This window comes from Halorarum salinum (genome assembly GCF_013402875.1).
In the GTDB taxonomy this organism is placed as follows: Archaea; Halobacteriota; Halobacteria; order Halobacteriales; family Haloferacaceae; genus Halorarum; species Halorarum salinum.
On sequence record NZ_CP058579.1, the window covers coordinates 3,587,960 to 3,610,185 of the forward strand.

The following is a 22,226-nucleotide window of genomic DNA, read 5'->3' on the forward strand; positions in this document are numbered from 1 at the left end:
CATCACACCCAGTAGCGTACGTCGTGCTCGCGTCCCCCACCGCGCTCGGACCGTCCACTCTCGTACCGTCCAGCCACCGGGTCGCGGACGCCGTTCGCCCGGGGGTCGCCCAAACCCGTTGGGATTATGACCGGCCGGGGAGAAGACGAACCGATGGGAATCCTCGAGGACAAGGCGCGGGCGCGCCTCTTCTACAGGTACTTCTCGAAGATCTACGACACGGTCAACCCCTACGTCTGGGACGACCGCATGCGGAACCGGGCGCTCGAGTGGTTCGACGCCGACCGCGACGACCGCGTGCTCGACGTCGGCTCCGGCACCGGCTTCGCGACCGAGGGACTGTTGAACCACGTCGACGAGGTCCACGCGCTCGACCAGTCGACGGGCCAGATGGAGCAGGCGTTCCGGAAGTTCGGCAAGCGCGGAAAGGTCCGGTTCGTCCGCGGCGACGCCGAACGGCTTCCGTTCGCGGACGACAGCTTCGACAAGCTCTGGTCGTCGGGCTCCATCGAGTACTGGCCCAACCCCGTCGACGCGCTCGCGGAGTTCCGCCGGGTCACCAGGCCCGGGGGCACGGTGCTCGTCGTCGGCCCCGACTACCCGAAAACGAAGCCGTTCCAGGTGCTCGCCGACGCGATCATGCTGTTCTACGACGCCGAGGAAGCCGAGCGAATGTTCCGCGAGGCGGGCTTCACGGAGATGAACCACTACATCCAGCAGCGACACAGGGGCGCCCCCCGCGCGATCACGACCGTCGCTACCGTCCCCGGGGACGACGCGGCCGAACCCGGGGAGCCGGTCGAGGCGACCGAGGCGGCCGAGGTAGAGGCGGCGGAAGCGGGGGGCGCGGACGCCCCGTCCGAGGACTGAGGGGACCGATCGGCACCCTACCGGGCGTCGGCCCTCGCTACCCGACTCAGCCGACGGCGGCGAGTCGGACGAGCCGTGCGTCCCCCGCGTACACGCCGACGGTCACGCGGTCGCCGGGATCGATCGCCGGCGAGTTCGTACCGGCCGGTTCGAGGCTCGCCCGCTCGCCGGCGGTCCACCGCGGGTCCGCCGCCCCGTTGAACGGGCCGGTCGGCCCGGGGACGAACCCCCGCGCGGAGAAGAAGGGGACCGGCGGCTGGTGGGCGAGCGCGTCGCCGTCGACGCGCACCCGGAGCCGTAGCTCCCGGACGTCGAGCGCCTCCCCGCCGCCGTGTTCGAAGACGAGCGTCCCGTCCTCGATCGAGAGCGACAGGCTCGCGGACGGGGGTGGGTCCCCGACCGAGTCCGCCGCATCGAACGCGGCCGCGCCGACGATCGCCGAGAGGCCGACGGCCACGACCAGGAGGAGGGCGACGCCGACCGCCGGCGCGGAGGCACGCGAAGACACGGGGGGACTGGTCGCCCCATCCGCGAAAAGGGTTGGCGTGGCGACCGGGTTGCACGGTCGAGTGTCGCCCCGACCGGTTCGACGGCGTCCCGCCGCGGACGGTCCGCTACGAGCCGTTCTCGGTCCCGTTCGGGGCGTACGCGTCCTCGACCGTCAGGGGATCCCCGGAGGTCAGTTCGATGGTCGCGAGGTCCTCCGAGTGCTCGTCGATGGCGGTCACGACGAACGTCCCCCGGGGGGCCACCGTCCAGAGCACGCCGTCCGCGCCGGTGGTGCCGATCTCGCTGCTCCCCTCGCCGCTCCGGGCGATCCGAACGGCGGCGTCCACCGGCTCGCCGGAGTCGGGGTCGACGACCTCGACGCGGAGCGGTCCACCGGCGTACGTCCGGTTCACGCGGATCGTCAGGTCGATGGTCCGCTCCCGCACGTCGCCGGTCGAGACGTTCCCCAGATCGATCCGCTGGTACTCCTTGAACACGCGTTCGCTCCCGCCGTCGACGAACGCGGTGAGCCGACCGCCCGGGAAGGGCACGTCGAACACGAACGTCGGTCCGGAGCCCTGGCCGTTCGCGTTCGTCTGGACGTCCCAGATCTCGGGGTAGCTTCGCGCGGTCACGTTCTGGGCGATCTCGTCCGCGGGACCGCCGCCGTTCGGACGGAGGTCCGCCCGGTACACCTCCCGCACGTACTCGTCCTCGACGACGGTCGTGAGAACGACGCTCTCACCGCTCGCCGCGGCATACACGCGGGTCGGGGGGGCGTCGCCGCGAATCGCCAACGTCGCCCGCTCCCGGACCGGGCCGCCGAACGTCCGGAGGTCGTACCGGAGCGCCTCGACGCGGCTCCCCTCGAGTATGCCGTCCTCGGTCCCGTCGGCTAGCTGGTCGAGCGTGTCGAGTCGCCGCTCCAGCGCCTCGGCCTCGACCTGTACGCTGGCGAGCCGAACGTACAGCGTCCTGGCGTCGATCTCGCCGGCCGCGTACGCCGAGATGGCGATCCGCTGTTCGGTCCGGAGGGTGACGACGCGCTTCTCCAGTTCGTTCATCCCGTCGAGGATGCGGCGCTGTCGTTCGTCGGTGGTCTCGGCGGCGGTGACGTGCTGCCGGAGCGCGATGGTCTCCATCCGCTCGGCGGAGACGTTCACGTCGATCCCGACCGCGACGCCGGCGTCCAGGCGGACCTGGTCGATGTCCGCGCTGGACGCGCTCCCGTTCGGCAGGCCGAGGACCCGGTTCGCGCCGCTGACGTTGGCGGCGTTCGCGGCCGGGCGGGCAGCGTTCGGCGCGGGGTGGTCGACGTCCGATGCGCGCTCGTCGGCGACCGCGCCGGGTTCGCCCGGCTCGGTCGTCGGGAGGGCGTCCGGCCCGCCGGCGGCACCGGCGCCGGCGACCGCGGCGCAGACGAGGAGGAGGGCGGCGAGGGCGGGGGCGGCTCTCATCGGGGCCGGCTTTCGCCGCCAGGGATAAAAAACCGCGCGACACGACCGTTCGTCCGCCGCGGCATGGAAAGCGTTTTGCCGGGGCGCCGTGACCGACCCCACGAATGCGGCACGTTGCCCTCCTCCTCGCCGCCATCTGTCTTCTCGCACCGCTCGCGGGTGCCCTCCCGGCCACCGGGGCCGTGGACCACCACGGGAACGGACAGCCTGCCGTCTCGACGCCGTTCGAGGACACGCGAACGACCTTCACCGTCTCGCTGCGGGAGAACGGCGACGCGCGGTGGACCGTCGCGGTCGCGTACCGTCTAGAAGACGATCGAAGCCGTGACGCGTTCGACGCCTACGCCGATGCGTACGAGACCGAGGGCTCGACGACCGGCCCGACCGTGGACATGTTCCGGAACGCCGCGTCGGCCGCGTCGGACGCCACCGGGCGCGACATGACCGTCAGGAACGTGAACCGAACGGCCGGCTTCGAGAACGAGACCACGGGCGTCCTCCGGCTCCGCTTCACGTGGACGAACTTCCTCCGGTCCGAGTCCGAGGGGGTCCTCGTCCTCGACGACGTGTTCCGGGCCGCCCCGGAGGAGACGTGGTTCAGGACCCTCGAGCCGAGCCAGCGGCTCGTCATCGAGCCGCCTCCGGGCTACGACGCGACCAGCGTCGCCGTCCCCCGTAACCGGATCGTGAGCCAGAACATCATCGTCGACCAGCCCGCCACGTTCGCATCGGGCGACATCTCCGTGACGTACGAGCGGTCGGAGCTCTGGTGGGAGGACTCGCAGGTCCTCGTCGGCTCCGCCGGCCTGCTCGTCCTGCTCGTCGCGGCCGCGTACCTCGTCTCCCGACGGCGAACGGACGGTGCCGACGCCGCGGTGACGTCGCTCCCGCCCGCCGGCTCCTCCGGCGCCGGCGTGACTCGCGCGGGCGTCGACGGGGAGGCGGGCGACGAGGAGACGGAAACGGAGACCGGTCCGTCGACGGTCGGGAGCGTCGGGCCGGCCGACCCCGAACCGAACCTGGACCTCCTGTCGGACGAGGAGCGCGTCGAACGCCTCCTCGAACGCAACGGCGGCCGGATGCGGCAGGCCGACATCGTGTCCGAGACGGGGTGGTCGGACGCGAAGGTGTCCCAGCTCCTCTCGGCGATGGCCGAGGACGGCGACGTCGAGAAGCTCCGGCTCGGCCGGGAGAACCTCATCTCGCTCCCGGACGACGACGGGACGGACGGCGGGGACGGCGGTTCCGGAGGCGATGGCGACGGGGACGGCGACGGATCCGGGAGCGGACGCCGCTTCGGACTCTGAGTCGGCCCCCGGGTGCTGGAGGGTCGTCGCTCGCCCGTCGTCGCGCACCGACCCGAACCCGCGCGTGAGGGGTTTCGAAAGGATTTACCGCCGACCGCGGCAATCCACCGGCGATGAAGATACTCGTAACCGTCAAGGAGGTCGGCGAGGCCGCCGACGACTTCGAGATCGAGGGACTCGACGTCGGCGAGCGGTTCCTTGAGTACGACCTCAACGAGTGGGACGACTACGCCATCGAGGCCGGCGTCCAGCTCGCCGAGGAGTTCGACGACGTCGAGGTCGTCTCCGCGACCATCGGCCCCGAGCGGAGCGAGGAGACCATCCGCATGGCGCTCGCGAAGGGGGTCGACCGCGCGGTGCGCGTCTGGGACGACGACGTCGCGGCCGCGGACCTCGACGTGGCCGCGAAGACCCGACTTCTCGCGGCGGTCGTCGAGGAGGAGGAGCCGGACCTCGTCCTCTCCGGCGTCCAGGCCAACGACGACAACTTCGGCGCGACGGGCGTCTCGCTCGCGGACGAGGTCGGCTTCGAGTGGGCCGCGGTCGTGAACCACCTGGAGATGGCGGAGGACTTCTCGACCGCCAGCCTCCACCGCGAACTGGAGGGCGGCATCGAGGAGCTGACGGAGGTCGATCTCCCGGCCGTGCTCACCATCCAGACGGGCCTGAACGAGCCGCGGTACGCCAGCCTGCGCGGCATCCGACAGGCGCAGTCGAAGGAGATCGCCCCGAAGACGCTCGCGGACCTCGGGCTCGACGCGAGCGCCGTCGAGTCGCCGATCGAACGCACGGCGATGTACGAGCCCGAGAGCGAGTCGGACGCGACCTACTTCGAGGGGGACGCCGACGAGCAGGCCGCACGGTTGGCCGACGTGCTCCGGGAGAAGGGGGTGGTCGGGCGATGAAGCCCGAACCAGTCACCGACGGCGGCGAGGCGGAGGGAGACGTGCTCGCGGTCGCGGAGCACCGCCGCGGCGACCTCCGGGACGTGAGCTTCGAGGCGATCACCGCCGGCCGGCAACTGGCCGACGACCTGGGCGGGGAGCTCCACATCGCGGTGATCGCGGGGAACGTCGACGGCTTCGCGGAGACGCTCAACCGCGAGGGCGTCGACACGATCCACACCGTCGACGCCGGCGAGGAGTTCAACCACGACCTCTACGCGGGCGCGGTCGAGTCGCTGTTCGAGGAGGTCGAACCGGCCGCGCTGCTGGCGCCGAACTCGGTCAACGGACTCGACTACGCGCCGGCGGTCGCGAACGCGCTCGACCTGCCGTACGTCGCGGACGCGGTCGACTTCGCCTACGACGGCGGCTTCGAGGCGACCCGTGAGATGTACGGCTCGAAGGTCGAGACGACCGTCGCCGTCTCCGAGGAGCCGTTCGCGGTCACCGTCCGCGGCGGGGAGTGGCCCGGCGCCGAGGGCGCCGGCGACGCCGCGGTCGAGCCGTTCGAGTACGAGTTCGACGGGGACGCCGCGGGTTCGCGAGTGGTCGGCTTCGAGGAGGTCGCGGGCGGCGACGTCGACATCGCCGAGGCGGAGTTCCTCGTCTCCATCGGCCGCGGTATCGAGGAGGAGGAGAACCTCGAACTCATCCAGGAACTCGTCGAGGTCACCGGTGCGACGCTCTCCTCGTCGCGGCCCATCGTCGACAACGGCTGGCTGCCGAAGAACCGGCAGGTCGGCCAGTCGGGCAAGCAGGTGACCCCCGACGTCTATCTGGCCATCGGCATCTCGGGGGCCGTCCAGCACGTCGCGGGGATGAAGGGCGCGGAGACGATCGTCGCGGTCAACACCGACCCGAACGCGCCCATCTTCGACATCGCGGACTACGGCGTCGTCGGCGACCTGTTCGACGTCGTCCCCGCACTGATAAGTGAATTCAAGTGAACACAACGTGACCCCCGTTCGATAGGGGCTACGACGTTAGTATTGGTCTTAATTACGGAGTAGTGTCCGTATCTGGGTCAAGCGTAGGAGATGGCTCAACATGGAAAACTCGTACAGAAGACGACGGGGACACGCCTCTTCTGGTAAATGAAGACCAGGCAGATCCGGATCGTGGGGGTGTCACCTAAGTCTTCTACGTTTTCACTCGTTTCCCGTTGTGCTGAACGACGATTTCGTCTATTTGATTATTACCCTCACCGACGTCAATTTCTGCGGTATACTCAACTATTAGCGAGCAATCTTTTGGAGATTCGGTGTTTGGAATTGTCTTGATGGTAATATAGAGCGTCGTACTGTCCAGTGCAACGTCCCCTAACTTCGCCGTTCGTCGTGGTTCCCCGTCCGATATCGCCCCTCGAACGCGTATCTGTGACCCCGTTTGTTCGAGTCCGGCACTGTTGCTGTCCTCCACGTCCTCCCCGTCGAGACATTCGTACCCGCGAACGGTGAACTCCGTATCCCATCGGGAATCTTCACTTCGATCCCCTCCACAGCCAGCGAGGAAGAGCACTCCCAACCCCCATCGTCTCAGTACTTGTCTTCGATTCATGATGAATTGTTAAAAAGGGACGGATTAACCTTTTCTGCTGTCGATGGAACGACGAACCGAATGCTCGTCCGTCGGTCGTGACTCTCCGTCCGAGGAACGCCGACCTCCACGCCGGAACACGGTGGAGCGGACGGTCGCATTCGGTACCCTCTTTGGGCCCCCACCCCGACGCGGGTGTAATGGAGTACCTGGAGCGCCGGGTCGCGATGGTGAACGACCGGCTGGCGGAGGTGACCGGCTCGGTCGAGCCCGCGGAACTCTCCGCGGAGCTGGAGCACGTCGCGCTCGCCGGCGGGAAGCGCGTCCGCCCGACCGTCACGCTCCTGGTCTGTGAGACGGCCGGGGGCGACCCCGCCGACGCGGTGGACTTCGCGGTCGGCGCCGAACTGGTCCACAACGCCTCGCTCGTGGTCGACGACATCATCGACCGCTCGGACGTCCGGCGTGGCACCCCGAGCGCCTGGGCCGAGTTCGGCTACGGGCCCGCCATCGTCGCCTCCGACGGCCTGCTCGGCGAGGCGTTCGGCCTCTTCTCGCGGAACGAGCGCGCGATGCAGGTCGTCGCGGAGGCGATGGTCGAACTCGGCGAGGGCGAGGCGACCGAACTCGTCGCCCGGCCGACGAACGAGGCGGAGTACATGGAACTGGCCCGTCGGAAGACCGGGGCGCTGTTCCGGGCCGCGGCGGAACTGGGCGCGATCGCCGCAGGCGCGGACGCGTTCACCGTCGAGTCGTTCGGCGAGTACGCCGAGCGCGTCGGCGTCGCCTTCCAGATCCGCGACGACGTGCTCGACGCGACGGCGGACGCGGCGGAACTCGGCAAGCCGACCGGCCAGGACGAGGCGGAGGACCGCCCGTCGCTGCTACAGGTGACGGACCTGTCCCACGAGGAGGCCGACGAGCGGGCACGCGAGGAGGCCGACCGCGCGCTGGAGGCGCTGGAGACGGCGACCATCGAGGACTCCGAGGCGTCCGGCTACCTGCGGGACCTGGCGGAGTTCGTGGTCGTTCGGGAGCGGTAAACGAACCTCTCGCACGAACCTCTTTTGCGGGGGCGTGTCCTCGCGCGTCGGCTCCGCCGACGCGCTGTGGCCAGACCCCCGCAAAACCCGTTCATGCCAAAAGCCGCTCGCTCGGTACAACCACTGGTGTGACGATGGGGATCCGGCTATCGTAGCGATGGATGCTCGTCAGCCGTCGTGTGCCACGGCGGGTTCTCCGTGAATCGAGGTGCTGGAGCGGGGGTATCGGGTGCAGACGTTCGGTCCTCCGGCCGAGAAGATAGTGGGAGAGCAGCTGGCGAGCGACGAACCCCGACCAGGAGATCAGTCATTCCGATACCCACCGCGAGCGAGGGAGGCGTGGCGAAGCCACGCCGACCGTGGCTCGCGGCCTTTTGGCATGAACGGGTTTTGCGGGGGTTCGACGAGCGAGGGCGGCCTCCGGCCGCCCGAGCGAGGAGCGACCCCCGCAAAAGAGGTTCCTAGTAGAACTCGCGAACGAGGTCCATCGCGCCCTCGGGGGCGCCGTCGTCGACCTCGTGCATCGGCGAGTCGAGCCCGTGCTGGGCCTCGTACGGGACGGAGTCCTCGTCCTGATAGAGGACGCCCATGTACTCCTTGTCCGCGTCGAGAACCCTCTCCTTGGCCGCCTCGCGGTCGGTCGGGTCGTAGTCCTCCTCGTCGAGGTCGACCAGCGAGTCGCGGAAGTAGTCGTAGGTGTCCACGTCGTTGAACGTCACGCACGGAGAGAACACGTTGACGAACCCGAAGCCGTCGTGCTCGACGGCCCGCTGGACGATCTCCTGGTGGCGGAGCGCGTCGCTGGAGAACGACTGTGCGATGAACGTCGCGCCCGAGGCGAGCGCGAGCGCGAGCGGGTTGACCGGGGGCTGCTTGGGCCCCTCGGGCGTCGTCGCCGTCTCGAAGTCCTCGCGCGAGGTCGGGGACGCCTGGCCCTTCGTCAGCCCGTAGATGCGGTTGTCCATCACGACGTAGGACATGTCGACGTTCCGGCGGACGGCGTGGACGAAGTGGCCCGCGCCGATGGAGTAGCCGTCGCCGTCGCCGCCGGCGACCATCACTTCCAGTTCCGGGTTCGCCATCTTGACGCCGGCGCCGACCGGGAGCGCCCGGCCGTGGACGCCGTGGATGGCGTAGCTGTGCATGTACGTGCCGATCTTGCCCGAACAGCCGATGCCGGCGACGACGAACGTGTTGTCGGGGTCGTTCCCCGTCTCCGCGAGCGCCTTCATCATGCCGTTCATCGTGCCGAAGTCCCCGCACCCGGGGCACCACGTCGGCTGCTTGTCGGACTTGAAGTCCGTGAATCTGACCTGGGAACTCATGCGCTGAGGGTCTCCTTGATGTCCGTCGCCAGTTCGTCCGCCTTGAAGCGGACGCCGTTGTACTTGTTGATTCGTTTCACGCGGGTAAGCGTGTCGTGTTCGAGCACGTCCGCGAACTGCCCGGTCGCGTTGCACTCGACCACGACGACCTCCTCCGCGGCCTCGAACTCCTCCGAGAGGTCGGGTCGCGGGAAGATGTACGGCACGGAGAGCACCCGCACGTCGACGCCGTCCTCCTCGAGGAACGCGAGCGCCTCGACGAGCGCGCCCTCGTTCGAGCCCCAGGAGACGACGAGGTTCTCCGCGTCGGGGTTCCCGAACTCGCGGGGACTCCAGTCCTCGCGCTCCCGGGCGGTCGCGACCTTCCGGTCGCGCTTGTCGACCTGCTTCACCCGCATCTCGGTGTCCTCGGTTCGGCGCCCGAGTTCGTCGTGTTCGAGGCCGGTTGACATGTGCGCGCCGCCAGCGGTTCCCGGGAACGCGCGCGGGCTGACGCCGTCCTCGGTGAGTTCGTGGGGCTTGAACTGCTCCTGTTCGGTCTGGTGGTCGCCGATCGACTCCTCGTCCACGACGTTGCCGCGCTCGATCTCGACCGCGTCCATGTCGAACGCGTCCGGCTCGAACGTCTGTTCGGTGACCGCGAGCGCGAGGTCCGAGGTGAGGTACACCGGCGTCTGGTACTGCTCGGCGAGGTTGAACGCCTCGACGGTCTTCCAGAAGCACTCCGCGACGGTCGTCGGGGCGAGGATGAACCGCGGGACCTCGCCGTGCCCGCCGTGCAACAGGGTGTTGAGGTCGCCCTGTTCCTGCTTGGTCGGCATCCCGGTCGAGGGGCCCGAGCGCATCACGTCACAGATCACCAGCGGCGTCTCGGAGGTCGCAATCAGCCCGAACGTCTCGGTCATCAGGTCGATGCCGGGTCCGGAGGTCGCGGTCATCGAGCGGGCGCCGGAGCGGGCCGCGCCGAGCGCGAGGTTGATGGCGGCGAGTTCGTCCTCGGCCTGCACCACGTGGCCGCCGAACCGCTCGATGCGGCCGGTCAGGTACGTCATCACGTCGGTCGCCGGCGTGATGGGGTAGCCGGCGTAGAACTTGCAGCCGGCGGCAATGGCGCCCATCCCGATGGCCTCGTCGCCGTTCAGGAGGACGTAGTCGTTGTCGGTCGTGTCGAGGTCGTAGCCCAGGTCGTCCTCGTCGTACTCCTCGGTGACGTAGTCGAGGCCCTTCCGGGCTGCCTCCTTGTTGTTCTCGACGATCGCCTGCCCCTTGTCGCCGAAGCGCTTCTTCAGCGAGGAGTCGAGGTTCTCGATGGGGAAGCTCGTGACCGCGCACGCCGCGCCCAGCGCGACGACGTTGCGCATGATGGCCCCGCCGGCCTCCTCCGCGAGCCCCTTCAGCGGGACGTCGAGCCCGACCATCTCGTCGGGGATCTCGACGTCCTGCATCGTGGTGCGCTCGCCGTCGTAGATGATCACCGACCCCTCGTGGAGTTCCTCGAGGTTCTCGTCGATGGTCCGCGGCGTGAGCGCGATGAGCACGTCGAGGCGGTCGACGACCGACTGGACCCGGTCGACGGAGGTCCGCACCTTGTAGGCGGTGTAGCCGCCCCGGATCCGGGATGCGAAGTCCTTCGAGGTGAACACGTGTCGGCCCGCCCGGGAGAGCGCCTGCGCGAAGATCTTCCCGGTCGAGTCGATCCCATCGCCGGCCTCCCCGCCGATGGCCCAGTTGAAGTCCGCTGGCATACTAGTCGATGGTTCCCGCGGTCGGAGGAAAAGCCTTCTGAAAGGGGGACCGTCGGCCTCCACGTAGACGTTGCCACTCGACGGAATACCGGCCGGTTCGTCGTCATCCGTCGAATCACCCGTCCCACGGGGGGCCGAAAACCGAACGTTCGTCGGCTTTTTCCGCGTATGCGCGCAAACACGCACGCGTAGACGCATTCGCGAGCGTCGTCCGCCCGTCCGCCACCCGGAATTCTCCGGAACCATCGGCTCCTCCTCGCTTCACGCTCGATCCGTTCCCGTTCCGTATTCGACCCGTCCCGCACGGCAGCCGTTCTGTTCTACCAGTTCCCGCACGACACCGATCGCTCCCCGTGTGGTACCGTTCCCCCTCCGGTGCACCGAAGCACGCGTCCGCGCGAGAGCGACACCTTCCCGTACCCCCGGTCCGAATTGGGGGCATGGACGCCACCATCACGGTCCGCTCGGTCGAGGACGTCGGCCCCGACACGGTCGCAGTCGTGTTCGACGCGCCGTCGGAGTTCGACGCGAAGCCCGGACAGTTCGCCCGCCTCACCGCCGAGGTGGACGGCGAACCAGAGTCGCGCTTCTACACGGTCTCCTCGCCGGACACGGAGGGGACCTTCGAGACGACCGTGGGCCTCGACGGCGGCGACTTCTCGGCGAAACTCGCGTCGCTGGAGTCGGGAGACACCGTGGAGCTTTCGGGTCCGTTCGGCGACGACTACTACGAGGGGGAGCCGCGCGCGCTCGTCCTCGCCGGCGGGCCCGGGATCGGTCCCGCGGTCGCCATCGCGGAGGCGGCGCTCGACGCCGGCAACGAGGCGGCGGTGGTCTACCGCGACGACGATCCGGCCCACACGGAGCGGCTGGACGCCATCCGCGAGCGCGGCGCCAGCGTCGTCGTCACCGACGACGGGATCGAGGACGCCGTCGCGGACGCGGTCACGGGCGTCGAGGGGGAGCGCGCGTTCGTGTACGGCTTCTCGGAGTTCGTCGACGAGGCCTCCGAGGCGCTTGTCGCGGCCGGCGTCGACGTCGCGGACGCGAAGGTCGAGAGTTTCGGGTAGCACGCGGTTCGTACGGAGGGGCCGCCCCTCGAAGGACGACGGTCGGGAGCGTCGGGGGTACTGTTGTGACGACCTCGAAAGCCCGGCCCCTTTCAGTCCCGCCCCGTGGGACGGACGGGCGAGCGTCACGGTGTGTCCCCAGGCCTCCCCGGCGGGCGCGGCCCGCTCCCTTCGCGGGACTCGCTCCGCTCGACCCGCGTGCTCTCGTTCGCTCCGCTCGCGAGAACTGCGGTCGCTCGCGTGTGCGCCCGCCGCATCCCGTCGACCGTCGGCCGGCAAACGCACGAGAGAGTACCGACGGCGGTCACGATTCGAAACCGACGAACGCAGCTAGCTCAGACCAGCGAGGCGCCGTCGAACTCCGTCCGGCTGTACTCCAGGTCCATCAGCTCCAGGATCGTCGGGGCGATGTCGAGCAGGTCCGCGTCGGTGACGGTCGCCTCGGGGTCGTCGACGAACAGCGTCGCGTTGTCGAAGCTGTGCATCCCGTTGCGGGGCCCCTGCGAGAAGACGCCGTCGTCGTGGGGCTTGAACTTCGACTTGAGGTCGAAGCCGTCGTTCGGGATCACGACGAGGTCCGGCGCGATGTCGTCGTGCTCGCCGCGGAACGCCTCCTCCTTCTCCACGACGCGGGCGGCGACCTTCCTCCCGTTCGGTCCCTCCAGCGCCTCGAGGTCCGCCTTCAGTTCCTCGCGGGTCGCCTCGTACTCGGACTCGGGCACCGACCCGCGGGGCTCGCGCCCCTCGAGGTTCAGGTAGAACCGGCCGGGGATGAGCGAGTACGCCCGCGCGTCGTCGGCGATGTCGCCGAGTTCGTCGTGGTCGTCGTCCTCGAACGAGAGCCATCCCTCGTCCTGGAGCCACCGGTTCAGTTCGACCTCGTAGTCCAGCGAGGTGAACCCGTGGTCGGAGGCGACGACGAGCGTCACGTCGTCGGCGAGCGCCTCCCGGATGCGGCCGACGTACTCGTCGATCCGCTCGTAGAACCCGATGAACTCGTCGTGATACCGGCCGTCCTCCTCGTAGTCCTTGAACAGGAAGTGGTTCACCCGGTCGGTCGTCATGAACACGCCGAAGAACAGGTCCCAGTCGTCCTCCTCGATGTAGTGTTCGAACGCCTCCATCCGCGCCTCGACGGTCTCGTAGGCGTTCTCCAGGAACTCGGACTTGTCGTCCCTGTGGCCGAGTTTGGCGTTCGTGTCGATGCGGTAGTTCGTCGATTCGAGGTACTCCCTGAGTTCGTCGGGGTAGGCGGCCTTGTCGACGCCCGGCGAGAGGAACCCCGAGACCATCCGCTGGACGTTCCGCTGGGGCGGGAACGTCACCGGCACGTTCATCACCGTGGCGTCGAGCCCCTCCTCGGCGACGCGGTCCCAGAGGCGGGTGGCCTGCACGTCGCGGCCCATCGGCACGTACGTGTCGTAGGACCCGACTTCGCGGTCCTGGAACCCGTACACGCCCGTCTCGCCCGGGTTCACCCCCGTCGTCAGCGCGGGCCAGCACGCCGAGGACTCCGGCGGCACGATGGAGTCGATGGCGCCGCTCGACCCCTCCCTCGCCAGCGCGGCGAAGTTGGGGAACTCCTCCGGGTGGTCGTCGAGCAGCGAATACGGCACGCCGTCGATTCCGACGAACGCGACGCGCGGGTTGTCGGCCCCGCGAAGCCGGTCGAACAGTCCCATACACCCCGCCTCTCCCCCGACGAATAAAGTCCTTCAGGTTCGATGCGAGATTAGGCGGCGGTTAGCGCCGTCCGAAACGGGGCGCCGGGCGACCGACCCGCCCCCGGGTCGCCCCGCCGCGATCCGAACCGTTTACGCGACCGGAGCCGAGGCGTCGGCTTCGGGGCCGTCGCCACCGTCGCCCAGCACGTCCTCTACGACGCCTCGAACGACTCGTCCGGCGAGTCCCTCGGCGACGTCGTCCACGGCGTCTCGCCGGTCGCGGCGTTCGCGAGCGCGACCGCCGTGGGGCTGGTGGGGACGGGCGACGACCTCTCCGGGGCGAGGTGTTCGCGGCGTACGCGTGAACGACGAGGCTTTGGGGGCTCCCGCACAACGCCCGCCGTGAGCCGAAACGTCCCGGAGACGCCCGTCGACGGCGGGGGAGAGCGCGACGACGGCGACGCCGACGCCGTCGACCGGCCCCCGCGGGCCGCGATGCTCGAGGCGCTGTCCGTCAGGCGGAACGCGCTGGTCGGGGTCGGCGTCGGACTGCTGTTCGCGCTCGGCGTCTATCTGGTCCGGACGTTCGAACTGCTCGGTCCAGTGGTTGAGACGCGCGAGTATCCGGTGCTCGGCCCGGAGGGGTACTTCGTCCTGCTCGCGTTCGTGCTCGCGGCCGCGGTCGCGATCCTCGTGGCGACGGGGCTCACCGTCGTCTCGCTCGTCCTGCTCGTTCGCAGGGAGACGTAAGCGCCGGCTCAGTCCTCGAACTCGCGGGGGTCGCCGACCAGCGCGGAGAGTCGCTCCGCGCCGGCACGGGTCCCCTTCGCGAGCACGACGTCCCCGGGCACGAGTTCGGTGTCCGCGCTGGGGGAGACGACCCACTCCCCGTTCCCGTCTTCGTCGTTCCCGCCCTCGCCGTCCCGCCCCTCGTCCGCGTCGCCGGCTGCGGCCCCTCGCGGGGGGCGGCGGACGGCGATGACGCGCATCCCGGTCTCCTGCTTGACGGTCCGCTCGCCGAGCGTCGCGCCCGCGAGTTCGGCGTTCGGGGCGACCTCCAGCCTGACGATGACCTCGTCGGAGGCCTCGACCGCCTCGGCGACGACGGGGTGTGCGTCCAGCCCCCTGAGCACCCCCTCGCTGATCTCGAGGGCGGCGTCGCTGATGACCTCCGTGGCCGACGCGAGGTGGACGAGCCCCCTGAGCGACACGGGGTCCTCCACGCCCGCCGCCGCCCGGAGCGTCCACGCCTCGAACCGGGACTTGAGCGCGTCGACCTCGGCCTCCAGTTCGACGACCTCGCCCGCGACCGCCTCGCTGTCGAACAGCACCGAGCCGTACGCGAGGTCGACGGCGAGTTCGCTCATGTTCTTCATCAGCACCACGGAGTCGACGGCGCGTTCGAGGTCCTCGACGCTCGGCGCCGGCGGTTCGGGCCGCTCGTAGGCTCGCCCCGTGGCGACCTCGAACACCTCCCCCAGCCCCTCCTCGACCCCGCGGAGGAACAGCGTGTCGCCGGCCCGGAGGACGGTCTCGGCGCCCGGGTTCAACAGCCAGTCGGAGCCCCGCCGGACCGCGATGACGCGGACGCCGGTCTCCGTCTCGACGTTGGCGTCGGCGAGCGTCCGCCCGGCGTACGCGGAGTCGGGCGAGAGCTCCGCCCGAACGAGCGTCTCGACCGCCTCGGGGAGCGCCGCGCGGATCGCGTCCGGGAGGCCGACCTCCTCCAGCACCACCTTCGCGATGTCGCCGGCCGCGTCGCTGATCTTCTCGGCGGCGCCGACGACGCCGAGCACCGGCGCCAGCACCTCGACGTCCTCGGGGGAGCGCGCGGCCATCATGACGCTCATCCGGGCCTGTAGCTGGAGTTCGTCCATCCGCGACTCCAGTTCCAGCACCTCCGCGGCCAGGTCGTCGCTCCCGTGCAGGACCGCCGAGTACGAGAGGTCGATGAGTAGCTCGGCCGTGTCCTTCATCTCGGCCAGCACGGCCTTCACGCTCGTCGGCTCGTACTCGACGCGCTCCTCGGGAGTCATCCTTCGGGGAGGAGTTCGGCGGGCGGGTGGAAAAGGGTTGCTCGCGCGACCACCCCGGCCCGACCGCGGTTCGCGGGCCGGCCCGCGGACGCGAGCCCCGGCCGGGGACGCGGGGCTAAACGCCACGCCGTTTCCCGCCCGCGACTTTTACGTGACCGTCCCCTACCCCCTCCGATGGCACCGGAACTCTCGCTCGAGGCGGACTGGAACGGTCTCTACCTGAACGGCGAATGGGTTCCCTCGGAGGGCGGCGAGGGGATCGCGGTCGAGGACCCGTCGACCCGCGAGGAGATCGCGCGCGTCCCGTCCGGGGTCGAGGCGGACGTCGACGCCGCCTACGAGGCCGCCGCGGACGCGCAAGCCGAGTGGGCCGACGCCCCGCCGGCCGAGCGCGAACGGGTCGCACAGGCGTTCGCGCGGGCGCTCCACGAGCACGAGGACGAGATCGTCGACCTGCTGGCCCACGAGGCGGGCGGGTCGCGCGTCATGGGCGAGACGTCGGTTCGGATCGCGGCCGACCAGGCCGCGGAGGCGGCGACGTTCCCCCGCCGGATGAAGGGTGAACAGGCCGGCTCCAACGTCCCCGGCAAGGAGAACCTCGTCCGGCGCGAACCGGCGGGCGTCGTCACCGTCGTCTCGCCGTGGAACTTCCCGCTCAACCTCTCCGGGCGGGCGGTCGCGCCCGCCATCGCCGCCGGCAACGCGGTCGTGCTCAAGCCCGCGACGAACACGCCGATCACGGGCGGGCTCCTCATCGCGAAACTGTACGAGGAGGCCGGGCTCCCGCCGGGCGTGCTCAACGTCGTGACCGGCCGCGGCTCGGAGATCGGCGACCGCGTCGTCGGCCACCCCGAGAGCGACGTCGTCGCGTTCACCGGCTCGACCCCGGTCGGCCGCGGCGTCGCCGCGACCGCCGGTGAGAACCTGGCGTCCGCCGCCCTGGAACTGGGCGGCAACAACGGACACGTCGTCACCGCCGACGCCGACGTCGAGGCGGCGGTCGACTCGGCCGTCTTCGGCTCGTTCGTCCACCAGGGCCAGGTGTGCATCTCGATCAACCGCCACATCGTCCACGAGGACGTATACGACGAGTACGTCGACCTGATGACCGAGCGAGCCGAGTCGCTCCCCGTAGGGAGCGCCCACGACCCCGACACGGTCGTCGGACCCATCATCGACGAGTCCCAGCGCGACGAGATGCTCGGCTACGTCGAGGAGACGGTCGAGGCGGGCGCGACGCTGGAGACCGGCGGCGAGACCGTCGGGATGGACGGGGTCGACGACTCGCTGCTCGTCGCGCCGACGGTGCTCTCCGAGGTGACCAACGACATGTCCGCCGCGTGCTTCGAGCACTTCGGACCGATCGCCCCGGTCATCCCGTTCTCGGACGTCGACGAGGCGGTCGAGATCCACGACGACACGGAGTACGGCCTCTCGGGGTCGGTCCACGCCGGCGACGTCGGCACCGGGCTGGAGATCGCGGAGCGGCTGGAGACCGGCATGGTCCACGTCAACGACCAGCCTGTGAACGACGAGGCGCACGTCCCGTTCGGCGGCACGGACGCCTCGGGGGTCGGCGGCTACAACAGCACCGACATCCTCGAGGAGGTTACCGAGAAGAAGTGGATCTCCCTCCAGCACGAACCGCGGGAGTACCCCTTCTGAGCGGGCGGTCGCCCCCTCCGGGGCGCCGGCGTCGAGGCGCCGAATCCCGACCCGTCGGCCGCCGACGGGCCGAGGTCCGACCCGCCGGCCGCCGGCGCCGTAACTCGACGCGGCCGATCACCGTCCCTCGACGCGAGACCGGGCTCGCGACCGCCGTCGTAGCAAAATGTTCATGCTTCGTTCGTCGGTAGCTCTCCCCATGTCAACGACCGTCGGCGTCCACGGCTCCGTCGGCGAACTGTTCCCGCCGGCCGTCCTGCGCGACGCGCTCGACCCGTCCGGCGAAGGTGACGACCCGGCGTACAAGCGCGCCCTCTCGGACGTCCGGGTGGTGGAGACGGCGGACGAACTCGCGGGGTGTGACGCGCTCGTCACCTTCGCGTACGACGACTCGTTCCTGACCTCGGACCTCTCCTGGATCCACTCGATCCAGGCCGGGGTCGACCGGTTCCCGTTCGAGGAACTCGAGCGACGGGGGATCAGCCTCACTAACAGCACCGGCATCCACGGCGACGCCGTCGGCGAGACGGTCGCCGGGTACATGCTCGAGTTCGCCCGGCGCCTCCACCGCCACCGGGACCGGGAACCTCGGCGCGAGTGGCGCTACCCCGACTGGGACGAGGCGTTCACCCTCTCGGGGGAGTCGGTCTGCGTCGTCGGACTCGGAACGCTCGGGCGGGGAATCGCGGCGCGCGCGGACGCGCTCGGCGCCGACGTCGTCGGCGTCAGGCGGACCCCGACCCCGGTCGAACACGTGCGAACCGTCCACACGCCGGACGGGATCCACGACGCGGTCGCGGACGCCCGGTTCGTCGCGGTCGCCACGCCGCTCACCGACCGGACGCGCGGGCTGGTCGGGGCCGACGAACTCGCGGCGATGCGCGAGGACGCCTACCTCCTGAACGTCTCGCGCGGCGGCGTCGTCGACGACGCGGCGCTGCTCGACGCGCTCCGGGACGGCGGGCTCGCGGGGGCCGCGCTGGACGTCTTCGAGACGGAGCCGCTCCCGGAGGGCTCGCCGTTCTGGGACATGGAGAACGTGATCGTCACGTCCCACGCGGCCGCGGCGAACCGCGACTACTACCGGCGCGTCGCCGCGCTGGTGCGCGAGAACGTCCGGCGGCTCGCCGCGGGCGAGCCGCTCGCGAACCGGGTGCTCTGAGGGCGGGGACCGGTCGGGCGAACCGCCTCAGGAGAAGCCGTCCTCGAACGCCTCGACCTCCTTCTCCCTGTCCGCGCGTCGGTCGGTCCGGTCGCGGTCGTCCGGGGCGGGCCCGTCGGTCCCGGAGTCGGACTGCCCGATCGCGACGGCGACGGCCAGCACCGCCGCGCCGAGGAGACCCGCCGCGTACCACGCGTACGCCGTCCCGCCGACGAGGAGCAAGCCGAGGCCGAGCAGCAGACAGGCTGCCGCCGCTTTCCCGAAGACGTTGAGCCGTGGAGGGTCGTCGGTCGACATGCGTTCACCTCCCTCCCGATCGGATAAATATCTTGTCGGCGTCGCTCCACGAACCGTACTCCGCTCCCGACCGCCTCACGAACCGTCTCCCGCCCGTCGACGCGCTTCAGTCCCTGAACAGCCGGTAGGAGGTCCGCCCGACCGCGACGTCCTTCTCCTCGCCATCCGGGTCGACGCTGGAGACGACGGTGTCGGTGTAGCCCATCGACCCGCCCGCCCGGAGCACCTCGGCCTCGACGCGGAGGTCGTCGGTCGCGGGCCTGAGGTAGGTGACGTTCAGGTCCGTCGTCGCCAGCGACCCCTCGACCGGGTCCTCGAACGTGGAGCGGAGCGCGAAGCCGGAGGCGGTGTCCACGAGCGTCGCGGCGATGCCGCCGTGGATGGAGCCGACCGGCGAGCCGGGGTTCACGAGCTTCTCGTCGTACGGGACGGACATGACGATGCGGCCGCGGTCGAGGTCCTCGACCCGCAGGTTCAGCCACGAGAGGAAGCCGTGGCTCTCGATGAACGACTGGAGGAGGTCCACGTCGTCGGCGTCCATCCCGGGAAACACGTCGTCGCTCATGCCCGAACCGGGGACCGCACGCTACTTCACGGTTCGGAAACCGCGTTCGAACGCCCCTCCGCGTCCCGGTCGGGGGCCGGCTAGTCGTCGCCCTCGCGGACGTCGCGCTCGCCCGATTCGTCGCCGCTCGCCCCGGCGGGGTTCGTCCCGCCGACGCTTCCCTCGCCGCTTCCGTCCTTGGCGTCCCCCTTGCCGGTCCGTCCGAAGGTGCTCGCCACGCTTCCCGGCCGCTCGTCCCCCTCGCCGAACCCGGCCGAGAGGATGCGGGTGAGCGCGTCCTCGACGCGTTCGTCGGTCTCCGTGACGTCGTCGGGGTCCGCCTCGATGACGAAGCCGGTCGTGATGTTGGGCGCCGTCGGGAGGAACACCACGTCGCGGCCGTCGGCCGTGGTCTTGCCGGTCTTGAACGCGGTCATGCGCATCCCGTCCCACGGCTCGATCCTGACGGGCTTCTGGAGCTCCTCCGTTCCCGTCAGGGCGGTCTCGACGGCGAGCTTCGAGGCGTTGTACAGCACGCGGATGATGGGGACCCGGTTGATGGCGTCGTCGACCACGTCCTCGGCGAACCGGCCGGCGGTCGTCCGCATCATGTACCCGGCGGCGAACACGACGAGGACGAACACCGTGAGCACGATGACGACCTGGAAGAAGTTGACGACGACGCTGATGAACCAGTCCTGCATCCAGTTCGGCGGGTTCGTCCACTCGATTCGGGGGACGACGGGCAGGCCCAGTATCTGGAGGTAGAGCCAGTTCGCGACGAACAGGATGACGAGGAGCGGGAGGACGACGACGAGCCCGCTCGCGAAGTCCCGCTTCCACGTGGACATTGTTGGTCTCGACTTCGAATGGGGTACGGGGGCTTATCATCCCTTCTACATTCGGTCGCGGCGCCGGCGGAGTCGTGGACTCACACGCCCGCTACGGCCCGGAGCGCGAACAGCAGGTTCTCCTTGCGCTCGCGCACGCGGCGGTAGAAGTACGAGAGCCACTTCCCGCCGTACGGGGCGTACTGCCACACCTCAACGCCCTCGCGGGCCAGGTCCCGCTGTGCGTCCTCGCGCACGCCCATCAGCATCTGCACCTCGAACTCGCTCCCGTACTCGGCGTGGAGTTCGCGCGCGTAGGCGACCATCGCCGGGTCGTGGCTGCCGACCGCGATGCCCGCGTCGCGCCGCGAGAACAGGAGCTCCAGCCCCTCGCGGTACGCCTCGTTCACGTCCGCCTTGTCGGTGTAGGCGATCGAATGGTCCTCGTCGTACGCGCCCTTCACGAGCCTGATCTTTCCGGGAACGTCCACGAGGCGGTCGAGGTCCTGCCTGGTGCGCCGGAGGTTCGCCTGGACGCAGAGACCCACGCCGCCGCCGTGCTCGCGCGCGAGCCCCTCGAAGGCGTCGAGCGTCGCGTCGGTCGTGGTCGCGTCCTCCATGTCGCACCAGACGAACACGTCGTGCTCCCGCCCGGCCTCGACGACGCGTCGGTAGTTCTCGCGGAACACGTCCTCGCCGACGTCGAGCCCGAGCTGGGAGGGTTTCACGGAGACGCAGGCGTCGAGGTCGGTGCCGCCGATGTCCGCGATCAGGCGCTCGTAGGCGGCCGCGTCCTCGTCGGCGGGGCCGCGCTCGCGGTAGTGCTCGCCGAGCAGGTTGAGGATGAGATTCACGCCGTCCTCGTTGCACTGTCGGGCGTGTTCGAACGCCGCGGCGGCGGTGTCGCCCGCGACGAACCGACTCGCGATGGGCGGGATCATCTGGTCGCACGCTTGCCACCCTCCCGTCTTGAGTGTTGGCGGTCCGCGATTCGCCTGCGGTGAGATCGTGTTTCGCGCGCTACGCTCGGGGCCGTCTCGAGGGACGAACTAGCCTCGACGCCGGAGTCGCGCGGCGATCGGTCCCGACACGACCGGGCGCCGACCGACCCATATTTACCCCCGCCCGCCCGACTGCCGACCGAATGGACGACCCGGTGCTGCTCACGGGTGCGGGCGGTCGCGTCGGCCAGGCCATCCTCGCGGGGATCGGCCCCGACTACGACTGGCGCCTGCTCGACCGGGAGCCCCTGAGCGAGGACGAACTCCCCCACGGCGTCGCCAGCGACGACGTGGTCGTCGCGGACGTCACCGACGAGGAGGCCGTCCGGGGGGCCGTCGAGGGGGTCGGTGCGGTCATCCACCTCGCGGGCGACCCCCGTCCGAACGCCCCCTGGGACTCGGTGCTCCGGAACAACATCGACGGCACCCACGCCCTGTTCGAGGCCGCGGTCGACGTCGGCGTCCGGAAGGTCGCGTTCGCCTCCTCGAACCACGCGGTCGGCGCCTACGAGACCGACGACCGGACGCCCGGGATGTACCGCCGGGACGACGATTACCGGCTCGACGGCACCGAACTGCCCCGCCCGTCGAACCTCTACGGCGTCTCGAAGGCCGCCGGCGAGACGCTGGGACGCTACTACCACGACCACGACGGCCTCTCGGTCGTCTGCGTCCGCATCGGGAACCTCACGAAGTCACACCCGCCCAAGGAGTACGAGCGGGGCCAGGCGATGTGGCTCTCCCACCGGGACTGTGCGCACCTGTTCGACCGCTGTCTCCGCGCGGAGTACGGCTACGAGATCGTCTACGGCATCTCCGACAACGACCGGAAGTACTACTCGCTGGCGCGCGCACGCGAGGTGCTCGGCTACGACCCCCAGGACAACTCCGCCGAGTACACCTTCGAAGGGGAACCGCGCGGCGGCAACGATCTCGAAGATTGATCTCCGAGTCGGATCGACGACCTCCCGAACCGTCGCCGGAGTCCCGACTGACTGCCGCGCCGCGGGGCATTGACGGGACCGACGGCTATCCCGCCGTCGGCACGCGAGGACCTGTCGGCGTGTCGTCCTCGTCCGGATCGCCGCGGTTGAGGATCGCGTCGCGGACGCGCTCGAACGCCGACCTGTCCACACTGATGATCTGGTGACGCATCCGTACGCCCATGTTAGTAGGTAGCACACTTGGGTCTTGGGGAGCGAGACTCGAGGGACGAGTTCGCCGTCCCAACCGACCTCGGC

22 protein-coding genes are annotated in these 22,226 nt (G+C 69.9%); 10 read left to right on the plus strand and 12 right to left on the minus strand.

All coding sequences use genetic code 11. The features are described from left to right. The first annotated feature begins 153 nt into the window (after window positions 1–153). Complete coding sequence (locus HUG12_RS18145; protein WP_179270128.1) at window positions 154–870, plus strand: methyltransferase domain-containing protein; 717 nt, start codon at window positions 154–156, stop codon at window positions 868–870. A gap of 46 nt (window positions 871–916) precedes the next feature. On the opposite strand, the gene HUG12_RS18150 is transcribed toward HUG12_RS18145, so the two are convergent. Together HUG12_RS18150 and HUG12_RS18155 are read right to left on the minus strand one after the other, a co-directional pair. Beyond that, window positions 917–1,378, minus strand: a complete 462-nt coding sequence (locus tag HUG12_RS18150) for a type IV pilin N-terminal domain-containing protein (RefSeq protein WP_179270129.1) — start codon at window positions 1,376–1,378, stop codon at window positions 917–919. A gap of 106 nt (window positions 1,379–1,484) precedes the next feature. Continuing rightward, window positions 1,485–2,816, minus strand: coding sequence for a DUF7096 domain-containing protein (locus tag HUG12_RS18155; RefSeq protein WP_179270130.1), 1,332 nt, complete (start codon window positions 2,814–2,816; stop codon window positions 1,485–1,487). Between the two features lie 104 nt (window positions 2,817–2,920). Between HUG12_RS18155 and HUG12_RS18160 the strand changes: the two genes are divergently transcribed. The 3 genes from HUG12_RS18160 (at window position 2,921) to HUG12_RS18170 (ending at window position 6,014) form a co-directional block, all read left to right on the plus strand. Further along, window positions 2,921–4,123 (plus strand): helix-turn-helix transcriptional regulator, encoded by a 1,203-nt coding sequence (locus HUG12_RS18160; RefSeq protein WP_179270131.1) that lies wholly within the window; start codon window positions 2,921–2,923, stop codon window positions 4,121–4,123. A gap of 113 nt (window positions 4,124–4,236) precedes the next feature. Further along, window positions 4,237–5,028 (plus strand): electron transfer flavoprotein subunit beta/FixA family protein, encoded by a 792-nt coding sequence (locus HUG12_RS18165; protein ID WP_179270132.1) that lies wholly within the window; start codon window positions 4,237–4,239, stop codon window positions 5,026–5,028. After that, a complete protein-coding gene (locus HUG12_RS18170; RefSeq protein ID WP_179270133.1) occupies window positions 5,025–6,014 on the plus strand; it encodes an electron transfer flavoprotein subunit alpha/FixB family protein in 990 nt (329 codons plus the stop codon). The genes HUG12_RS18165 and HUG12_RS18170 overlap by 4 nt, the downstream gene beginning before the upstream one ends. A gap of 193 nt (window positions 6,015–6,207) precedes the next feature. Here the strand turns inward: HUG12_RS18170 and HUG12_RS18175 are convergent, their stop codons facing one another. Then, a complete protein-coding gene (locus HUG12_RS18175; RefSeq protein WP_179270134.1) occupies window positions 6,208–6,624 on the minus strand; it encodes a hypothetical protein in 417 nt (138 codons plus the stop codon). 179 nt (window positions 6,625–6,803) lie between these two features. Between HUG12_RS18175 and HUG12_RS18180 the strand changes: the two genes are divergently transcribed. Further along, window positions 6,804–7,646 carry a polyprenyl synthetase family protein gene (locus HUG12_RS18180; protein WP_179270135.1) on the plus strand — a complete coding sequence of 281 codons (843 nt, stop codon included), beginning with the start codon at window positions 6,804–6,806 and terminating at the stop codon, window positions 7,644–7,646. Window positions 7,647–8,107: 461 nt separating this feature from the next. Here the strand turns inward: HUG12_RS18180 and HUG12_RS18185 are convergent, their stop codons facing one another. Continuing rightward, on the minus strand, window positions 8,108–8,971 hold the full coding sequence (locus tag HUG12_RS18185) for a 2-oxoacid:ferredoxin oxidoreductase subunit beta (protein ID WP_179270136.1): 864 nt from the start codon (window positions 8,969–8,971) through the stop codon (window positions 8,108–8,110). Continuing rightward, complete coding sequence (locus HUG12_RS18190; RefSeq protein ID WP_179270137.1) at window positions 8,968–10,716, minus strand: 2-oxoacid:acceptor oxidoreductase subunit alpha; 1,749 nt, start codon at window positions 10,714–10,716, stop codon at window positions 8,968–8,970. The genes HUG12_RS18185 and HUG12_RS18190 overlap by 4 nt, the downstream gene beginning before the upstream one ends. Before the next feature lie 440 nt (window positions 10,717–11,156). Here HUG12_RS18190 and HUG12_RS18195 point away from each other — a divergent pair, with 440 nt between their 5' ends. Further along, window positions 11,157–11,786: an FAD-dependent oxidoreductase gene (locus HUG12_RS18195; protein ID WP_179270138.1), complete on the plus strand. Its 630-nt coding sequence runs from the start codon at window positions 11,157–11,159 to the stop codon at window positions 11,784–11,786. A 335-nt stretch (window positions 11,787–12,121) separates the two neighbouring features. On the opposite strand, the gene HUG12_RS18200 is transcribed toward HUG12_RS18195, so the two are convergent. Beyond that, complete coding sequence (locus tag HUG12_RS18200; RefSeq protein ID WP_179270139.1) at window positions 12,122–13,468, minus strand: alkaline phosphatase family protein; 1,347 nt, start codon at window positions 13,466–13,468, stop codon at window positions 12,122–12,124. Window positions 13,469–13,945: 477 nt separating this feature from the next. On the opposite strand from HUG12_RS18200, the gene HUG12_RS18205 reads away from it, so the two are divergent. Next, a complete protein-coding gene (locus HUG12_RS18205) occupies window positions 13,946–14,200 on the plus strand; it encodes a DUF7536 family protein (RefSeq protein WP_179270692.1) in 255 nt (84 codons plus the stop codon). Between the two features lie 8 nt (window positions 14,201–14,208). On the opposite strand, the gene HUG12_RS18210 is transcribed toward HUG12_RS18205, so the two are convergent. After that, window positions 14,209–15,486, minus strand: a complete 1,278-nt coding sequence (locus HUG12_RS18210; RefSeq protein WP_179270140.1) for a potassium channel family protein — start codon at window positions 15,484–15,486, stop codon at window positions 14,209–14,211. Window positions 15,487–15,660: 174 nt separating this feature from the next. Between HUG12_RS18210 and HUG12_RS18215 the strand changes: the two genes are divergently transcribed. Together HUG12_RS18215 and ddh are read left to right on the plus strand one after the other, a co-directional pair. Continuing rightward, window positions 15,661–17,151, plus strand: a complete 1,491-nt coding sequence (locus tag HUG12_RS18215) for an aldehyde dehydrogenase family protein (protein WP_179270141.1) — start codon at window positions 15,661–15,663, stop codon at window positions 17,149–17,151. A 199-nt stretch (window positions 17,152–17,350) separates the two neighbouring features. Then, on the plus strand, window positions 17,351–18,313 hold the full coding sequence (gene ddh, locus HUG12_RS18220) for a D-2-hydroxyacid dehydrogenase (RefSeq protein WP_179270142.1): 963 nt from the start codon (window positions 17,351–17,353) through the stop codon (window positions 18,311–18,313). Window positions 18,314–18,340: 27 nt separating this feature from the next. Here the strand turns inward: ddh and HUG12_RS18225 are convergent, their stop codons facing one another. The 4 genes from HUG12_RS18225 to HUG12_RS18240 form a co-directional block, all read right to left on the minus strand. Further along, entirely contained in the window at window positions 18,341–18,610 is a 270-nt protein-coding gene (locus tag HUG12_RS18225; protein WP_179270143.1) for a hypothetical protein, read from the minus strand. Between the two features lie 106 nt (window positions 18,611–18,716). Next, on the minus strand, window positions 18,717–19,175 hold the full coding sequence (locus HUG12_RS18230) for a PaaI family thioesterase (protein ID WP_218836352.1): 459 nt from the start codon (window positions 19,173–19,175) through the stop codon (window positions 18,717–18,719). 80 nt (window positions 19,176–19,255) lie between these two features. Continuing rightward, on the minus strand, window positions 19,256–20,005 hold the full coding sequence (locus HUG12_RS18235) for a DUF502 domain-containing protein (protein WP_179270144.1): 750 nt from the start codon (window positions 20,003–20,005) through the stop codon (window positions 19,256–19,258). An 80-nt stretch (window positions 20,006–20,085) separates the two neighbouring features. Then, window positions 20,086–20,925: a proline dehydrogenase family protein gene (locus HUG12_RS18240; protein ID WP_179270145.1), complete on the minus strand. Its 840-nt coding sequence runs from the start codon at window positions 20,923–20,925 to the stop codon at window positions 20,086–20,088. 203 nt (window positions 20,926–21,128) lie between these two features. Here HUG12_RS18240 and azf point away from each other — a divergent pair, with 203 nt between their 5' ends. Then, on the plus strand, window positions 21,129–21,929 hold the full coding sequence (azf, locus tag HUG12_RS18245) for an NAD-dependent glucose-6-phosphate dehydrogenase Azf (protein WP_179270146.1): 801 nt from the start codon (window positions 21,129–21,131) through the stop codon (window positions 21,927–21,929). A gap of 85 nt (window positions 21,930–22,014) precedes the next feature. Here the strand turns inward: azf and HUG12_RS21925 are convergent, their stop codons facing one another. Continuing rightward, window positions 22,015–22,140 carry a hypothetical protein gene (locus HUG12_RS21925; protein WP_281362312.1) on the minus strand — a complete coding sequence of 42 codons (126 nt, stop codon included), beginning with the start codon at window positions 22,138–22,140 and terminating at the stop codon, window positions 22,015–22,017. Between the last annotated feature and the right edge of the window lie 86 nt (window positions 22,141–22,226).

Excerpts from the sequence above, each read along its gene's own strand:
- HUG12_RS18165 (WP_179270132.1), top strand. The coding sequence starts at position 4,237 with ATGAAGATACTCGTAACCGTCAAGGAGGTCGGCGAGGCCGCCGACGAC.
- HUG12_RS18225 (WP_179270143.1), bottom strand. The coding sequence starts at position 18,610 with ATGTCGACCGACGACCCTCCACGGCTCAACGTCTTCGGGAAAGCGGCG.
- HUG12_RS18200 (WP_179270139.1), bottom strand. The coding sequence starts at position 13,468 with ATGGGACTGTTCGACCGGCTTCGCGGGGCCGACAACCCGCGCGTCGCG.
- HUG12_RS18180 (WP_179270135.1), top strand. The coding sequence starts at position 6,804 with ATGGAGTACCTGGAGCGCCGGGTCGCGATGGTGAACGACCGGCTGGCG.
- HUG12_RS18215 (WP_179270141.1), top strand. The coding sequence starts at position 15,661 with ATGGCACCGGAACTCTCGCTCGAGGCGGACTGGAACGGTCTCTACCTG.
- HUG12_RS18210 (WP_179270140.1), bottom strand. The coding sequence starts at position 15,486 with ATGACTCCCGAGGAGCGCGTCGAGTACGAGCCGACGAGCGTGAAGGCC.
- HUG12_RS18235 (WP_179270144.1), bottom strand. The coding sequence starts at position 20,005 with ATGTCCACGTGGAAGCGGGACTTCGCGAGCGGGCTCGTCGTCGTCCTC.
- HUG12_RS18160 (WP_179270131.1), top strand. The coding sequence starts at position 2,921 with ATGCGGCACGTTGCCCTCCTCCTCGCCGCCATCTGTCTTCTCGCACCG.
- HUG12_RS18170 (WP_179270133.1), top strand. The coding sequence starts at position 5,025 with ATGAAGCCCGAACCAGTCACCGACGGCGGCGAGGCGGAGGGAGACGTG.
- HUG12_RS18145 (WP_179270128.1), top strand. The coding sequence starts at position 154 with ATGGGAATCCTCGAGGACAAGGCGCGGGCGCGCCTCTTCTACAGGTAC.
- azf (WP_179270146.1), top strand. The coding sequence starts at position 21,129 with ATGGACGACCCGGTGCTGCTCACGGGTGCGGGCGGTCGCGTCGGCCAG.
- HUG12_RS18185 (WP_179270136.1), bottom strand. The coding sequence starts at position 8,971 with ATGAGTTCCCAGGTCAGATTCACGGACTTCAAGTCCGACAAGCAGCCG.
- HUG12_RS18175 (WP_179270134.1), bottom strand. The coding sequence starts at position 6,624 with ATGAATCGAAGACAAGTACTGAGACGATGGGGGTTGGGAGTGCTCTTC.
- HUG12_RS18240 (WP_179270145.1), bottom strand. The coding sequence starts at position 20,925 with ATGATCCCGCCCATCGCGAGTCGGTTCGTCGCGGGCGACACCGCCGCC.
- HUG12_RS18230 (WP_218836352.1), bottom strand. The coding sequence starts at position 19,175 with ATGAGCGACGACGTGTTTCCCGGGATGGACGCCGACGACGTGGACCTC.
- HUG12_RS18205 (WP_179270692.1), top strand. The coding sequence starts at position 13,946 with ATGCTCGAGGCGCTGTCCGTCAGGCGGAACGCGCTGGTCGGGGTCGGC.
- ddh (WP_179270142.1), top strand. The coding sequence starts at position 17,351 with ATGTCAACGACCGTCGGCGTCCACGGCTCCGTCGGCGAACTGTTCCCG.
- HUG12_RS18190 (WP_179270137.1), bottom strand. The coding sequence starts at position 10,716 with ATGCCAGCGGACTTCAACTGGGCCATCGGCGGGGAGGCCGGCGATGGG.
- HUG12_RS18155 (WP_179270130.1), bottom strand. The coding sequence starts at position 2,816 with ATGAGAGCCGCCCCCGCCCTCGCCGCCCTCCTCCTCGTCTGCGCCGCG.
- HUG12_RS18195 (WP_179270138.1), top strand. The coding sequence starts at position 11,157 with ATGGACGCCACCATCACGGTCCGCTCGGTCGAGGACGTCGGCCCCGAC.
- HUG12_RS21925 (WP_281362312.1), bottom strand. The coding sequence starts at position 22,140 with ATGCGTCACCAGATCATCAGTGTGGACAGGTCGGCGTTCGAGCGCGTC.